This is a genomic window from Halolamina salifodinae, assembly GCF_017874235.1.
In the GTDB taxonomy this organism is placed as follows: domain Archaea; phylum Halobacteriota; class Halobacteria; order Halobacteriales; family Haloferacaceae; genus Halolamina; species Halolamina salifodinae.
In genome coordinates, this window is the sequence record NZ_JAGGLC010000005.1 from 156,615 (window position 1) to 172,299 (window position 15,685).

Genomic DNA, 15,685 nt, shown 5'->3' on the forward strand with positions numbered 1-15,685 from the left:
GGAGATCTCCGACGCCGCGGGTGGCCGTTCCCGCGGAGATCTCCGACGCCGCGGGTGGCCGTTCCCGTGGCGACGCAAGCTTCCCGACACGCTTAACCACGAACCACGGGAACCGGAAACCAATGAGTCAGGCGCTCGCGGACCGGGAGCTCGCGGCCGTCATCGGGCTGGAGGTCCACGTTCAACTGGAGACGGACACGAAGATCTTCTGTAACTGCTCGACCGACGCCGCCGACGACGAGGAGTCGAACAGCCGCACCTGCCCCGTCTGTCTGGGGCTGCCGGGCGCGCTGCCCGTGCTGAACGAGGCCGCCGTCGAGTCGGCGGTCAAGATCGGCAAGGCCCTCGACGCCGACATCCCCGAGGGGACCACGTTCCACCGGAAGAACTACTTCTATCCCGACCTCCCCAAGGGGTTCCAGCTAACCCAGTACGACGCGCCGATCTGTGCCGACGGCGAACTCGACGTTCGGGTGGAGGGCGAGCGCTACCAGATCGGCGTCCGCCGCGCCCACCTAGAGGAGGACCCCGGCAGCCTCCAGCACGAGGGCGGGAACATCGACACCGCCGACTACACGCTGGTGAACTACAACCGCGCGGGCACGCCGCTGATGGAGATCGTCACCCGGCCGGACTTCCGCTCGCCCGCCGAGACCCGTGCGTTCCTCGCGAAACTGGAGGAGGTACTGGAGTACCTCGGCGTGTTCGACGCCACCCGCGACGGCAGCCTGCGCGTCGACGCCAACATCTCGCTGGTGCCCGCCGAGGAGATCGGTGAGGACCGCGAGATCAGCGAGGACGCCCTCGGGAACGCCAACCGCACCGAGGTCAAGAACATCTCCAGCCACAAGGGCGCCGAGCAGGCGCTGGCCTACGAGGTCACCCGGCAGAAGAACGCGGTCAAGCGCGGCCGCGAGGTCGAACAGGAGACCCGCCACTGGGACGAGAGCCGCGGCGTCACCGTCTCGATGCGCTCGAAGGAGGAGGAGAAGGACTACCGCTACTTCCGCGAGGCGGACCTGCCGCCGCTGCAGGTCGCCGACTGGAAGGAGCAGATCCCGATCCCGGAACTCCCGGACGACCGCCGCGAGCGCTTCCGCGAGGAGTACGGCCTGAGCGAGGAGGCCGCCTCGAAACTCACCTCCCGGAAGTCCGTCGCCGACCTCTACGAGGAGATGGCCGAGGAGTTCGAACCGGATCTGGCGGCGACGTGGGTCGCCGACAACCTGCTGGGCGAACTCAACTACCGCGACATGCAGATCGTCGACATCACCGACCGCCTCGACGAGATCGAGCACGTGATCCGGCTGGTCGCTGAGGACGAACTCACCGCGAAAAACGCCGAGGAGGTCGTCCTGCGCCGGATGCTCGACGAGGGCGAGCACCCCGAGGCGATCATCGAGGCGGAGGACCTCGGGAAAGCCAGCGGCGGCGAGGTCGAGCAGGCCGTCGAGGCGGCCATCGAGGAGAACCCCGACGCCGTCGCGGACTACGAGTCCGGCGACGAGGGCGCGCTGAACTTCCTCGTCGGGCAGGTGATGGGGAAGACCGGCGGCTCCGCGGATCCGGGGCAGGTGAATCAGCTACTGCGGGAAGAACTGGACGACTGACCGCGGTTTTTTCGGCTCTTCTTAGTCGTCGCCGGCGGCCACATCCGGCTCCGTGTCCACCACACCTTCCCGCCAGTTCCCGCGGTTGAACCACGCGGCGCCGATGACGAACGTCACGACGCCGGAGAAGACGATGGCCCACCAGAGGCCGGCGACCCCCCACGCCAGCGCGTACGCGAGCAGCCACGCGACCGGGATTCGGAACAGCCAGCGCGAGGCCAGCGAGAGCGCCATCGCCTGTGTCGTCTGGCCGGCACCGCGGAAGCCGCCCTGCACCACCATCAGCCCGCCCGTGAACGCCCAGAACGGGGACATGATCCGGAGCAGCACCACGCCCTCCTCGATCACGGCCTGCTCGTCGACGAAGATGCCGATGGCTCTCGCCGGGAAGACGAACGCGAGCGCGCCCACAGCAAAGAGGAACAGCATCGTCGCCGCCGTCGCCTTCCGAGCGACCTCTTCGGCGCGGTCGGGTGTGTCGGCGCCGAGGTTCTGCCCGACACCGGTCGCGGTCGCCTGCCCGACGGCGCCCGAGACGGTCCACGAGACCGACATCAGCCGGACGCCGATGCCGTACGCGGCAGTCGCAATCGGGCCAAAGCGGGCGACTAGCGCGGCGAAGAAGACTGCAGCGAACGAGCGCGCGAGGCCGTCGGCGGACCCTGGCGCGCCGATTCGCACCAGTTCGGTCAGCACCTCGCGGTCGGGGCGGAGGTCCGGAATGCGGAGCCGGACGCCCCAGCCACCGTTCAGCAGGACACCCAAGCCGATCAGCGCCGCGAGCACGCGGGAGATGAGGGTCGCGACGCCAGCGCCGCGGACACCCATCGCCGGAAAGCTGATCGTGCCGATCAGCGGTGCGCCCTCGACGAGCGTCCAGCCGAGGATCAGGAACGGGTCGAGGACGACGTTCACGCCGGCAGAGATGACGACCAGCCACATCGCCGTCCGCACGTCGCCAGCGGCCCGGAGGACCGCCCGGAACGCGAAGAAGAGGAAGGTGAACGGGATGGCCGCCAGAATCGGTTCGAGGTAGTCCATCGAGTAGATGAACACCTGCCCCTGCGCGCCGATCAGGGACACGAGGGGGTAGCGGATCGCGAAGCCGATGGAGGCGAGCGCCAGCCCCATCACGACCGTCAGCAGCACCGTCTGGCCCACGGCGTGGTCGGCCTGGCGCTGCTCGTCGGCGCCGACGTACTGCGAGACCAGCGCGACCGAGGCGGCGGTGATCCCCATGGCGACGGAGACGAACATCCACGAGGTGGGGAACATCAGCGAGACGGCGGCGACGGCCTCGGCGTTGACGCGGCCGACCCAGAACATGTCCGCGAGGTTGTAGAGTGTCTGGACGAGGTTGCCGAGCACCAGCGGCCAGGCCAGCGCGAACAGTTTGGGCGTGATCGCGCCGGTCGTCATGTCGACGCGGGCGTCGTCGCTCACGGCGAGGGCGTCGTGTCCGGGGGCGATAAATCCCGCCGTTGCGGTCGAACTGGTGGGGTTCTTGATTCCGGATCTGGGATGCGGTGGCGCGAAGCGTTCGCGTCGACGGACGCGAACCGAGCGCGAGGGATGAGCGAACGGAGTGAGCGAATCGGCTGGGGAGGGTGTGGGCTGTGTGGTGGGACTGAAAGGGGCCGGGTGCTCCGCGAACCCCGACGAAGCAAGCACCGCAGCGAAGTGAGGAGCGCAGCGAGTCGCGGGAGCGGAGCCCTCGGGGGCTTTCTCGGTGTTGCTGGCCCAATCAGCCACGACACACCTGAACCCACCACCAAATCCCCATAGCGGCACACACAGCCCGTGCCCGAACGCCTTTGGCCGAACCCCCACCACACATCCCCATGACCGACGACATAGCCCGCTATCTGGGCATCGACAGCACCGACACGCCGACGTTCACCGCCGGCGGCGACCTTGCCTTCCTCGCGGACACCACCGGCACGCCGCAGGTCTACCGCCTCAGCTCACCGGGTGCCTGGCCCGAGCGCCTGACCGCCCACGACGAGCGCGTCTCGTTCGTCGACGCCTCCCCCACCCGCGACGAACTCGTGTTCGGGATGGACGAGGGGAGCAACGAGCGCGACCAGCTCTACCGCTACGACCTCGAAACCGGCCACGAGCACCAACTCACCGACCAGCCCGAGGCCAAACACCTCTGGGGCGGCTGGGGGCCGGAGGGCGACCGATTCGCCTTCGCCGCGAACCGCCGGAAGGGCGACACCTTCGACGTGTACGTACAGGGTCGCAAGGGGGACACGGGCAACCTCGTCTGGGAGGGCCCGGGCGGCTTCGTCGGCGTCGCCGCGTGGCACCCCGACGGCGACGCGCTGGTCCTGCAGGGGTCGAACTCCAGTTCCGATCAGGTGCTCTACTGGCTCGACATCGACAGCGGGGAGACCGAGCGCCTCACCGACGCCGCCGAGGAGGCGCGCTACCACCACGTCACGTTCGGCCCCGACGGCGACCTCTATGCAGTCACGGATTACGGCGCCGAAACCGCCTATGTCGGGCGAATCGACCCCGCCGGACGGGGCGACCGCGGCGTCGATTCGGTCGGGACGGTGGAGGCGGGCGACGAGGACTGGAACGTCGACTCGCTCCAGATCGAGGGCGATTCCGTTGCGTACACGCTGAACGCCGACGGCTACTCGGAAACCTACGTCGGCGAACTCGCCGAGTCCGGCGACGCCATCGTCGACACCGCCTCACCCGACCTCCCGGAGGGCGTCGTCGCCGGCGTCGAACTCGGCCCCGAGGGCGAGCAGGCCGCGCTGGCGTTCAGCGCCGACGACCATCCACACTCCATCTACGTTGCCGACGTTGACTCCGGATCCGCCGAAACGGAGCGCTGGACGACTCCCGGCACGCTCGGCATCCCGGAAGATCGTTTCCTGCGCTCGGAGACGATCCGGTACGAGACGTTCGACGGGCGGGAGATTCCGGCCTACTGGACGCTCCCGGAGGGCGTCGACGCCGACGGGAGCGACGGTGAGGTGCCCGTAATGGTCGACATCCACGGCGGCCCCGAGCACCAGCGCCGGCCGTGGTTCTACCCGACCAAGCAGTACTTCCTGAACCAGGGCTACGCCGTGCTGGAGCCGAACGTCCGGGGCTCCTCGGGCTACGGGAAGGAGTACACCCACCTCGACGATCAGGAGAAGCGCCTCGACTCGGTGCAGGACATCGAGTACGCGGTGAACTGGCTGGAGCGCCAGCCGGCAGCCGACACCGACCGGCTGATCGCCTACGGGCGCTCCTACGGCGGCTTCATGGTGCTCTCGGCCATCACGCAGTACCCGGACCTCTGGGCCGCCGCAGTGGACTTCGTCGGCATCGCCGACTTCGAGACGTTCCTCGAGAACACGGGCGAGTGGCGCCGCAGCCACCGCGCGGCGGAGTACGGCAGCCTCGACGATCCGGAGCTACTCGAACGCATCTCGCCGATCCACGACGTGGACGAGATCCAGTGTCCGCTGTTCATCCAGCACGGCGCGAACGACCCGCGGGTGCCCGTGGGCGAGGCCGAACAGATCGCCGAGGCCGTCGAAGCGCGGGGGATTCCTGTCGAGACGTGCATCTTCGAGGACGAGGGCCACCACACGACCGACCGGGCGAACCTGATCGAGGAGTTCGAGCGGATCTCGGCGTTCGTGGACGAGCATGTCTGATTAGGCGCCGTTTTTGCTGAGAGAGTCGAGTGATCTGACGAGGTTTTTGAAGGAGTGGCCGACGACGCAGCAACCGCAAACACGACCGCGGAGTTCCCAGGGCCACTTGTGACCGCGCCGCCCCGCACCGCGGCCACAGCCTCCCCAGCCGACTCGCGCCGGCTCATCCACGGAGGGATTCGCGTTTCGCGCCACCGCCCGCTGCGGTCGCGGAGCGGTCCAATTTGTCAATCGCGGTGATGGTCGCGGCTGCGGCGCCGTACGTCGCCGCAGTCACCGAACCGTCCACTGCCTACCACCCAGCGTCGATGTCGTCTTTCAGCGCCTCGATGATCTGCTCGGTCCCGTGGTCGATCACCTCGGCGACAGCCTCCGGATCGGCGTTCGTCGGGTCGCCCATCCCCCCGAGGTCGGTCACGCGGTCGAAGTAGCCGTAGGTGGCGGTCTCAGGCATCTCCTCGGCGTTCTGGGGCTCCTTCTTCCCCTCCTTCACCAGCTCCGGGCGGTAGTGCTCGATCACGCTGGTCTCGTGGTCGCCGGCGTGGCCCCAGCCCTCGCCGAACACCTCCTGCAGGCGCTCGCGGGCGAAGTCCGTCCAGTGGACGAAGTGCGTCGAGAGGTCGTACTCCCGTACGAGTCGGTCCGCGGCCTGCGAGAGCGGTTCGCGGTTGCCGCCGTGGCAGTTGACGATCACGAACCGGTCGACGCCGTGGCGCGCGAGGCTGGCGCCGATGTCGACGATGGCGTCCTGATACGTCTGGGGGTGGAGGGTGATCGTTCCGGGGAAGTTCATGTGGTGCTCGCTCATCCCGTAGGGGAGCGTGGGCAGGCGGACGAACTGCAAGTCGTGCTCGTCGGCGGCGTCATCAGACTGCGTCTGATTGGCGGCCGAGCTTCGCTCGGTGGCGTCGACCAGTTCTTCGGTCAGGTGTTCGGCGCGGAGCGTGTCCACCGAGACCGGCAGGTGGACCGAGTGCTGTTCGATGCTCCCCGTTCCCAGCAGGGCCGCGTCGGCGTCCTCGAAGGCCGCTTCGGCGTCCTCCCACGTCATCTTGAACAGGTCGTCGTCAGTCTCGGGCATGGGCGCTCGTGTGAGTGGACGGGCCAAAGAACTACGGGAACGAGCGAACCGGGGACTCACCACTAGCTTCTTCGACGCGGGAGCCCGAGCCCCGTGCGTGACCATCGACGACGCCGCCGAACGGGGGGTCACCCGGCTCTGTCGCCGGGTCGTCCGCGACGAGGGGCTGCCGGGGCTGAGCGTCGCCGTGACCGACGGCGACGGCGTGCTGTTCGCCGACGGCTTCGGCTCGCGGGATCTGGCCGGGAACCGCCCGGCGACGCCCGACACGCTGTACGGCATCGCCTCCTGCACCAAATCGTTCGCGGGCGTCGCGCTGCTCCAGTTGGCCGAAAGCGGGATCTGCTCGGTCGACGACCCCGTCTCGGCGTACCTCCCCGTGGAGTTCGACGACCCTGAACCGACGCTGCACCACCTGCTGACCCACTCCTCCGGACTGCCCTCGCTGGGCGTGAGCGAGACGCTGCTCGCACGGCGGATGCGCCTCCCCGATCCGGGCGTCGCGCTGGGCGACATCGACGACTTCTACGCGCACGTCAACGGGGCCACCGACGAGCGCACTGACCCGCCGGGCGAGCGCTTCGCCTACTGCAACACGGGCTACGCGCTGCTGGGCGAGGTGGTCGAGTCGCTCACGGGCCGGCCGTTCGACGAGTACGTCGCCGAACACGTGTTCGAGCCGCTGGGGATGGAACGTTCGACGTTCGATGACCACGAGTTCTCGATGGCCGACGACCACATGACCCAGTACCGCCGGACCGAGGACGGCGACCTCGTGGCGTCGTCGCTCCCCACGCGGGATATCGGGAAAGCCACGGGCGGCATCCTCGCGCCCGTCTCGGAGTTGGCGACCTACCTCCGTCTGCACATGAACGGCGGCGAGGCGGCGGGGTCGCGCGTGCTCGACGCGAACACGCTCGCGCAGGCCCACGTCGGCCACGTCGACGTGCCCGGGCGCGCCGCTGGGGCTTCTGAACAGGCCGGCGACGACCGGACGTACGGCTACGGCTGGTTCCGCGACGAGTCGTTCCTCGGCGACCGCACGCTGCTGGGTCATTCGGGGTCGATCACCGTCTCCTCGGCGTATCTGGGCTTCCTCCCGGACGAGGACCTCGGCGTCGCGATAGCGTCGAACACCTCACCCGACTTCCCGCTGGGCGTCGTCGGCGAAGGGGTGCTAGCGGCCGCTCTCGGAGCGGATCCACACGAGTCAGTCCCGTTCTTCCGCCAGCAGCGACGCCACGCGCGGCTCTGCGGGGAGTACACGGCCTACGAGGGCGTGATGGACGCGACCGTCGAGCGCGAGGGGAACGTCCTGCAGGTCAGCTTCGACCACCCGCTGAACCGCAGTGCGCTGCCGCTGACTCCGAGCGATCCGGTCCGGGAGTCCGGGCCGCAGCAGGCTGACGTGGTGTATCGCTACGAGCACGTCGCCAGCGACGGCCGCCGGGAGCCAGCGGCGTTCCGGGTGAAGGACGGCGAGGTGTCGCTCCTGATCGACCGCTGGCGGCTCCGGCAGGTGTAGCAGCCTCAGAAGACCACCGCGAACAGGCTCCGGCGGAAGAGCAGCACGGCGAGGTTGTTCCAGAAGACGACGAAGCCGGCCGCGACCAGCAGGACCAGATACACCCGCGCGGCGCGGAGCATCACGTCGCCGAATCGCTCGGAGCGCCGGGAGAGCACCTCGTAGGCGGCGAAGCCCGCGACAGCAGTCATCCCGACGGCGACGTGGACCCCGATCAGCACCGACAGTGGCTGGGCCAACAGCCACGCCATCCACGGGTTCGCCTCGGCGTCGGCGCCGACGACCGCCGCACAGAGCAGCGTCGTGAGCAGGTCGACCGGCAGGAGGAGGAACAGCGCCGCCGCCACCCAGCCCCAGTAGGACTCCCGGTCGACCGCGCCGGGACGTGGGAGGCGACGGGGGAGCGTCATTCGACGACGATGTCGGCGACCATCCCCCTCCCCTCGTGGGGTTCACAGACGTAGTGGTACTGGCCGGGAACGTCGAAGGTGTACTCGTAGGTGTGGTCGGTGCGGTAGATGTCCGGTTCCCCGCCCCAGTCGGCGTCGGCTGGCTGGTCCCGGACGGCGATGTTGTGGTTGGCCGAGCGCCAGACCCAGCGGACGCTGGTGCCGGCCTCGATGCGCAGCGGGTCGGTGGTTCCGGGGGTGAAGACGTTCCGGGCGTCCGGGCCCACCTCGACGACCTCGCCGTCGAAGTTCTCGGTCTCGGTCGTGTCGCCGCCCGAACAGCCAGCGAGCGCCGTCGTCGCCGCGAGGGCGGCGCCGCCGCGGCGCAGCAGCGCGCGGCGGGAGTAGTGATCGCCCATGCGCCAGCGTGGGCGCACACGCGGGAACCGTTGTGCGGTCTCGGAGCGCGAAACGTTTAGGCCGGGGAGCGGCCTAGCTTCCGTACTGAATGGAACTCATCGTCACCGAGAAGGACAACGCGGCCCGTCGCATCGCCGACATCCTCAGCGACGGGACCGCCGACGCCGACCGGGTCAACGGCGTCAACGTCTACGGCTGGGGGGGCAAGCGGGTCATCGGCCTCTCGGGCCACGTCGTCGGCGTCGACTTCCCGCCGGAGTACGACGACTGGCGGGACGTCGAACCTCACGAACTCATCGACGCGCCGATCGACACCGAACCCACCCAGGAGGCCATCGTCGCCGCGCTGCGCCGTCTCTCCCGGGACGCCGGCCGCGTGATTATCGCGACAGACTACGACCGCGAGGGCGAACTCATCGGGAAGGAGGCGTTCGACATCGTGCGCGAGGTGGACGAACACGTCCCCATCGAGCGCGCCCGATTCTCCTCGATTACGGAGCGTGAGGTCACGGAGGCGTTCACCAACACCGGCGAACTCGACTTCGACCTCGCCGCGGCGGGGGAGGCCCGCCAGACCGTCGACCTCGTCTGGGGCGCCGCCCTCACGCGGTTCCTCTCGCTTTCGGCGGGCCAACTCGGCGAGGACTTCATCTCCGTCGGCCGGGTGCAGGGGCCGACGCTGAAGCTACTGGTCGACCGCGAGCGGGAAATCGAGGCGTTTGACCCCGACGACTACTGGGAGCTGTTCGCCGACCTCACGAAAGAGGCCGGCGCCGGCTTCGAGGCCCAGTACTTCTACCTCGACGAGGACGGCAACGAAGCCCGGCGCATCTGGGAGGAGGCCGCCGCCGACGACGCCCACGAGGCGCTCGCGGCGACCGAGTCTGCCGCCGTCGGGGAGGTCAATCGGCGCACACGCACCGACGACCCCCCGGCGCCGTTCAACACCACCCAGTTCATCCGCGCGGCGAGTTCGCTGGGCTACTCGGCTCAGCGCGCGATGAGCATGGCCGAGGACCTGTACACGGCTGGCTACATCACCTACCCCCGGACAGACAACACCGTCTACCCGGACGATCTGGACCCAGAAGAGCTACTCAAGTCGTTCTCGGAGACGTTCTTCGGCGAGAGCGTCGCGGAACTGCTGGAGCAGGACGAGATCGAACCCACCGAGGGAGACGAGGAGACTACCGACCACCCGCCGATCCACCCGACCGGCGAGATGCCGACGGATCTGGACGACGACGAGTGGGAGGTGTACGAACTGGTCGTGCGGCGGTTCTTCGCCACCTGTGCGCCCGCGGCGACGTGGGAGCACCTGCGCGTGGTGGCGGGCGTGGAGGGCGAGGTCGGCCTCCCCTCGGGCGGCGAGCGCGGCCTCTCGCTGAAGGCCAACGGGAAGCGCCTGCTGGAGGAGGGGTACCACTCAGTGTATCCGTACTCCTCGGCCGACGAGACGGTCGTTCCGGACGTGGAGCGCGGCGAGGAACTGGCCGTCAGCGACGTCCACCTCGACGCGAAGGAGACCCAGCCACCGCGGCGCTACGGCCAGTCGCGCCTCATCGAGACGATGGAGGAGATGGGCGTCGGGACAAAGTCCACGCGGCACAACACCATCGAGAAGCTCTACGACCGGAACTACGTCGAGAGCGACCCCCCCCGGCCGACGCAGTTGGCCCGCGCGGTCGTCGAGGCCGCCGAGGAGTTCGCCGACCGCATCGTCAGCGAGGAGATGACCGCCCAGCTGGAGGCGGACATGCGCGCCATCGCCGCCGGCGAGAAGGGGTTCCAGGAGGTCACTGAGGAGTCCCGCGAGATGCTCGATACGGTGTTCGAGGAGCTCCGAGAGTCCCGCGAGGAGGTCGGCGACCACCTGCGCACGTCGATGAAGGCCGACAAGATTCTGGGCCCATGTCCGGAGTGTGGCTCGGACCTGCTGGTGCGGAAATCCCGCTACGGCAGCTACTTCGTCGGCTGTGACGGCTACCCCGACTGCGAGTACACGCTGCCGCTGCCCTCCACGGGCAAGCCGCTGATCCTCGACGAGGAGTGCGAGGAGCACGGCCTCAACCACGTGAAGATGCTCGCCGGGCGCAAGACGTTCGTCCACGGCTGCCCGCTCTGCAAGGCCGAGGAAGCCGACGCCGAAGCCGACCGCATCATCGGCGCCTGCCCCGAGTGTGGCGACGAGGAGGGCGGCGAACTGGCGATCAAGCAACTCCGTTCGGGGTCGCGACTGGTCGGCTGTACGCGCTACCCGGACTGTGACTACTCGCTGCCGCTGCCCCGCCGCGGCGAGATCGAGGTCACCGACGAGGAGTGTGAGGAGCACGGCCTCCCGCATCTCGTGGTCCACGGCGACGACGACGAGCCCTGGGAACTGGGCTGTCCGATCTGCAACTACCGGGAGTTCCAGGCCCGCGAGGCTGGCTCGGAGTTAGAGACCGTCGAAGGGATCGGCGAGAAGACGGCCGAAAAGCTGGAGGAAGCGGGCGTCGAGAACGTCGAGGGACTGAAGGAAGCGGATCCGGACGACCTCGCGGCGAGCGTTGAGGGCGTTAGTGCGGGGTCCGTGCGGGACTGGCAGGCGAAGGCGGACTGACCGCGTTCGCACCGGTTTCGATAAAAAACCAGATTTCGTTCCGACTACTCAGATTCGTCTGCGAGGGCTCGGAGTCGGCGTTCGACCCACGACGAGACGCGCTGGGCGAACTGGGGGCTATGCGTCAGGGTTTCTCCCTCGAACGCTTCACCGTTTGTCGACAGTTCGCTCTTACTCATACACGGACTTCCCTCGGCCACGGTTATAATTGTATGGAATCATTCATCGTCCCGAGGGTCGTGACAAACTATTCACGGGCTGTTACGGCTCTTTTTCGCGGTTAGATGTGGGATTAGTACCACAGCGCGACGAGAGTCATGAGCGCGAGACTGAACGTGGAGCCGATAATCAACGAATCGCCGACTGCTGTCGGAAGCAGCGAGAGGATTCCCAAGACAGTGAATACGGTTCCGTAGACCAGTAACAGGATGGTCAACGTCACCAAGTCCGAATTGAGAGCGATCGTTCGGCGGTTCTGTTGGATCCAGCGCCGATAGCTGGTCATCAGTTTGTGGGTGTACTCCTCGTCGGAGAGGTCGCTTTGGTGCACGCTCTCGATGTCGTTACTGCTCATACCGACCTTCATCGAGGAAGCAGTGTAGGTCAGCGCAGCGAGACTGGTCGATCCGACGAGCGCCAGAACTCCCATGAGAAGGAACGGATCAGTGACTTCCTCGACACCGTCGATGATCCCGCGGTCGAGCAGGATGGAGACGCCGGACACCACGCCTCCGAGAATGAGTACGTTGAATCGAAGCGTCCGCATCGCTTTGTCGTCGATTCCGTTGACCCACGCGATCTGTTGGTCGATCGTCTCACGGGCTTCCCGCCGGACTGAATCCCGGACGTACCACGAAGCGGGGCGGGCGGGGGGAGATAACGACTCATCGTCGTCCTCGAAGAGTCCGAGGACACGGTCCTGGACCCGCTCACTGTACCAGAAGACGACGAGACCGACGGCGAGCAGCCCACCGACCGCCACGAAGATGAAGAGCGCGTACCGCTCCACCGCGCGACGGACCGCCGCGTGGAACCGCTGGTTCAACACCCAGAGAAGCCAACCGAGGACGGTCAGCGTGAACACCAAGAAGAGCCGCTGTCGCATACCCCTATCTGGTGGCACGGTAGTATTTATTTTCTCCGTTGCAACGGCGATACAGAACGGACGACTCCGGACCGCGGCCTACTCCCCGACGCTCTCCTCCACGATCTCGATTTCCTCGTCGGTCAGGCCGTAGAGGTCGTAGACGATCTCGTCGATCAGGTCGTCGGTGCGCTGGATCTTCTCGTCGAGTTCGTCGGCGCGCTCCTTGGTCTCGCGGTACTGCGCCAGCCCATCGGCCACGTCGTCGACGCGCGGGAGCGTCAGCGCGCGCAGGCGATCCACCAGCGAGTTAGCCCGTTCAGAGAACTTCTTCGAGCACTCGTATGAGCCGTTGCTCGACCTCGGAGGCCTGCAGGATCCGGATCGACTCCTGTTCGGCCAGACCCGCCGTCTCCTCACCGTCGAGGTCCTGAACCACGAGCACACCGTTCCACCCCGAACCGAACGGCCGGTCGTCGTCGAACACGAGGTCGCCGTCCTGCCGGAGGAAGGCGAGATACTCCAGTGTCTCCTTGATTCCCGAGCGGACGGTGTCGAAGTTGGTGGAGTTCTTCACCTCGGTCACGAGATACTCCCGGCGGCTCTCCTCGCGGATTTCGAGGACGATCACGTCGGGGCGTCCCGTCGACCGGCGGAGTTCGCGGTCTTGGAAGTACGTCTCCGCCACCGACTGGGCCTCGCGCTGGACGACGCCGGCCCGGGAGAGTTCCTCGCGCGGGCGCTCGAACTCCTCCGGGAGGAAGGAGAGCCCACGGCCCCGTGCGGAGCTATCGTGATAGAGCAGTAGCTCCCGGCTGTCATGCTCCAGTCGGGCGATTTCCTGAGATCCGGACTCGATGGTCCGGATCGTGAACGAGCCCTCATCGAGGGATTCGATGGCCGAGACGTACCGGAACAGCACGTACAGTTCCAGCAGCGTCTCCTCGTCGTCGGGCGTGACAGCGGTCTGTTCGAGTAGTTCGGCGATGGCGTCTTCCTCGGCCGCGAGGCTCCGTCGATAGGTCCGGAGCAGTCGGGCGGCCTCGCGGTAGATCTCGCTTCGAGAGTTCTCGGCGCGCTGGAGCATCCGGTCGGTCGGTTCGTACTCGGCAGGCTCCCGGATTCGGGTGACGTGGACGTTCCGCTCGACAATGTTGCGGAGCACGTCGACGAGTTCGAGGTTCTCGCGCCAGCGGTCGGTGACCCAGTCGTACTCCCGCTCGAACAGCGCCGCACAGTCCGCGAGCGTCTCGTGGATCAGCGCAAGCAGTCGCTTCAGGACGACGTTCTCGTCGATGTCGTAGTCCTCCGAGCGACTCTCACAGACGAACAGCGAGCGGTCGTTCGGGTTTTGGGAGTAGCGCGCTTGGATCGTCCGGTTCCAGTTGATCCGGCCGTCGACCTGCCCTCGGGAGGTCTTCGAGACGTTCTCGGTCTCGGTCCGGATGCTGCGGAGCCGTTTCGGCAGGTCCTCGACGAACGACACCACGTCCGGCCGGAGCACGAAGTGAAGCCGGATCAGGCTCTCGTAGTCGTCGAACCGGCCGTCGACGCCGTCGGGGCGGAGTTCCTCGACGATCTGTTGCTCGGGGAACGAGCCGTGCATGACGTACGCGAGGATGTCCCGCGACAGCCCCTCGACCAGTTGTTCGCGCCTCATCGACCGTCTGTCAGCCTGACTTGGAGCATATTCCGGGCCAGTGTCCCGAGCCGGGCAGCGTCGATGCAGTCCAACGCCAGCAGTTCCGAGACGATGGCCTCACCCCGGGCGACCCCCTCCAACTGCGGGAACACGTAGTCTGCGACGGCCCGCGTGAGCGCTGCCTTCCGGGGCATCCCCGAGTGCGAGACGTGCGCGAGGATGTCCTTCACGATGGCGGGGCCGAGCTTTCGCTCCTCGATGGTGGTGTTCGCGATGCGCCAGATCCGGCCCACGTCGGTCAGGAGGGCGTCGTCAGCGTCGATCCCCCAGACGGCCGCGTACGCCGCGACGAGCGCGCCGGGGTCGTCCTCCGGGATTTCGGGGGCGTCGACGTGGACGAACGCGAACCGGCGCATGAACGCGTAGGACATCTCGTAGAGCGCAGTCTTGTCGTAGCTGTTCATCGTCGCGAACAGCCGCCACGATTCGGGCATGACGTACTCGTTGGCCGCGAGGTCGCCGTCGAACTCGCTGCCGGGCTGGATCTCGATCTCCGCGCCGTCGCGGGTGAACGGGAGCGTGACGCCCTGTCCCGAGAGCAGCGTGAACAGTTGGCCGAACGACTTGTCGATGTCGGCACGATTGATCTCGTCGATCACCAGCGGTTCGTTGCGCTGGACGCCGTCGCGCTTGAAGCGCCGGAGCACCTGCCCTGGGACGAACGAGAGGTCGCCGTCGCCCTCCTCTTCGGGCATATAGCCGCCGACGGTCTCGAACGTCGACCAGTCAGCAGTCGCGGTCGTCATCTCGTAGCCCGAGTAGATCTCCCCGTGGGCGTCCGCGAGGTGTCGAGAGACACGGCGGGCGATCTCTGTCTTCCCGGTTCCCGGCGGCCCGGTGAAGATGACGTGTTTGCCTGCGTTGAGTGCCGCGTTCACCTGATCGACGATGTCGGCCGCCTGCTCATCCGGGAAGTAGAGGTCGTCGAGCACCGATTCCGGCACCTGAACGTCCGGGACCGCCCGCACGTCCACATCGGGCGTACCTTCGCCTTCCGGCGGTTCCTCCTGTTCCGAACCGTAGACGAACTCCTCGACGGAGCCCCAGCGCCCGCGGATACCGCCGATCCCCATCTCGTTGAGCGGGCTAAATCCCATCGTGTGGTCCATCTCGTAGCCCGCGAGGTCGTGGACCTCCGCGGAGTCGACGCCCAACTCGACTGGCTCCTCGAGGTAGATGATGCAGACCCACGGGGATCCCTCCTCGTGATTCGGCCAAATTTCGCGGCCCAGTTCCTCGTTTCGTTCGGTCTCGAGCACTTCGGCGGCGTACTCGTACTTCCCGTCGCGGTAGAAGATGAGGAAGTCACCCGGGTCGACTTTCTGCCACGAACTCTCGACAGTGGATTTCGTCCCCCACAGTCGGACAGTTCCCTGAAGCTCCCGCTCGGTCGACGCGTCGATATCGTCGGCGTCGACGCCCGAGAGCACGGTCCGCTCGAAGTTCTCGAGTGCAGCGTCGTTCCCGAACGGCGCCCGGTAGATCTCCGGCCCGTCGTAGCCCATTACCCACGCCTCTCGCTGGGGAGCACAAAAACCCACACGCTGACACGCCGCCCCGGAACTCAGGTAGGAAGCCGCGGGGAGGACCGACGACCGATGCAG

Annotated in this window: 12 protein-coding genes and 1 pseudogene; 4 read left to right on the top strand and 9 right to left on the bottom strand. The window is 67.3% G+C overall.

From position 1 onward, the window contains the following. Positions 1–122 precede the first annotated feature (122 nt). On the top strand, positions 123–1,610 hold the full coding sequence (gene gatB, locus J2753_RS11855; protein ID WP_209492268.1) for an Asp-tRNA(Asn)/Glu-tRNA(Gln) amidotransferase subunit GatB: 1,488 nt from the start codon (positions 123–125) through the stop codon (positions 1,608–1,610). Positions 1,611–1,631: 21 nt separating this feature from the next. On the opposite strand, the gene J2753_RS11860 is transcribed toward gatB, so the two are convergent. After that, positions 1,632–3,053 (bottom strand): MATE family efflux transporter, encoded by a 1,422-nt coding sequence (locus J2753_RS11860; RefSeq protein WP_321168818.1) that lies wholly within the window; start codon positions 3,051–3,053, stop codon positions 1,632–1,634. Between the two features lie 398 nt (positions 3,054–3,451). On the opposite strand from J2753_RS11860, the gene J2753_RS11865 reads away from it, so the two are divergent. Then, positions 3,452–5,278 (top strand): S9 family peptidase, encoded by a 1,827-nt coding sequence (locus J2753_RS11865; RefSeq protein WP_209492269.1) that lies wholly within the window; start codon positions 3,452–3,454, stop codon positions 5,276–5,278. 292 nt (positions 5,279–5,570) lie between these two features. On the opposite strand, the gene J2753_RS11870 is transcribed toward J2753_RS11865, so the two are convergent. Further along, a complete protein-coding gene (locus J2753_RS11870; RefSeq protein WP_209492270.1) occupies positions 5,571–6,359 on the bottom strand; it encodes a creatininase family protein in 789 nt (262 codons plus the stop codon). Between the two features lie 97 nt (positions 6,360–6,456). On the opposite strand from J2753_RS11870, the gene J2753_RS11875 reads away from it, so the two are divergent. Further along, positions 6,457–7,884, top strand: a complete 1,428-nt coding sequence (locus J2753_RS11875) for a serine hydrolase (RefSeq protein ID WP_209492271.1) — start codon at positions 6,457–6,459, stop codon at positions 7,882–7,884. 5 nt (positions 7,885–7,889) lie between these two features. Here J2753_RS11875 and J2753_RS11880 read toward each other — a convergent pair whose 3' ends face one another. Further along, the gene (locus tag J2753_RS11880) at positions 7,890–8,294 is read right to left on the bottom strand and encodes a hypothetical protein (RefSeq protein ID WP_209492272.1); all 405 of its coding nucleotides are present in this window, start codon (positions 8,292–8,294) and stop codon (positions 7,890–7,892) included. After that, positions 8,291–8,692, bottom strand: coding sequence for a plastocyanin/azurin family copper-binding protein (locus J2753_RS11885; RefSeq protein WP_209492273.1), 402 nt, complete (start codon positions 8,690–8,692; stop codon positions 8,291–8,293). Before J2753_RS11885 ends, J2753_RS11880 begins: the two co-directional genes overlap by 4 nt. A gap of 89 nt (positions 8,693–8,781) precedes the next feature. Between J2753_RS11885 and J2753_RS11890 the strand changes: the two genes are divergently transcribed. Then, the gene (locus tag J2753_RS11890) at positions 8,782–11,295 is read left to right on the top strand and encodes a DNA topoisomerase I (RefSeq protein ID WP_209492274.1); all 2,514 of its coding nucleotides are present in this window, start codon (positions 8,782–8,784) and stop codon (positions 11,293–11,295) included. A gap of 44 nt (positions 11,296–11,339) precedes the next feature. On the opposite strand, the gene J2753_RS14575 is transcribed toward J2753_RS11890, so the two are convergent. The 5 genes and pseudogenes from J2753_RS14575 to J2753_RS11910 form a co-directional block, all read right to left on the bottom strand. Beyond that, complete coding sequence (locus tag J2753_RS14575) at positions 11,340–11,474, bottom strand: hypothetical protein (RefSeq protein WP_281064218.1); 135 nt, start codon at positions 11,472–11,474, stop codon at positions 11,340–11,342. Positions 11,475–11,587: 113 nt separating this feature from the next. Continuing rightward, positions 11,588–12,400, bottom strand: a complete 813-nt coding sequence (locus J2753_RS11895) for a hypothetical protein (protein WP_209492275.1) — start codon at positions 12,398–12,400, stop codon at positions 11,588–11,590. 78 nt (positions 12,401–12,478) lie between these two features. Further along, a pseudogene (locus tag J2753_RS11900) lies at positions 12,479–12,694 on the bottom strand (restriction endonuclease); the annotation flags it as partial. Positions 12,695–12,698: 4 nt separating this feature from the next. Beyond that, positions 12,699–14,039: a hypothetical protein gene (locus J2753_RS11905; protein ID WP_209492276.1), complete on the bottom strand. Its 1,341-nt coding sequence runs from the start codon at positions 14,037–14,039 to the stop codon at positions 12,699–12,701. After that, positions 14,036–15,586 carry an AAA family ATPase gene (locus J2753_RS11910; RefSeq protein ID WP_209492277.1) on the bottom strand — a complete coding sequence of 517 codons (1,551 nt, stop codon included), beginning with the start codon at positions 15,584–15,586 and terminating at the stop codon, positions 14,036–14,038. The genes J2753_RS11905 and J2753_RS11910 overlap by 4 nt, the downstream gene beginning before the upstream one ends. Positions 15,587–15,685 lie beyond the last annotated feature (99 nt).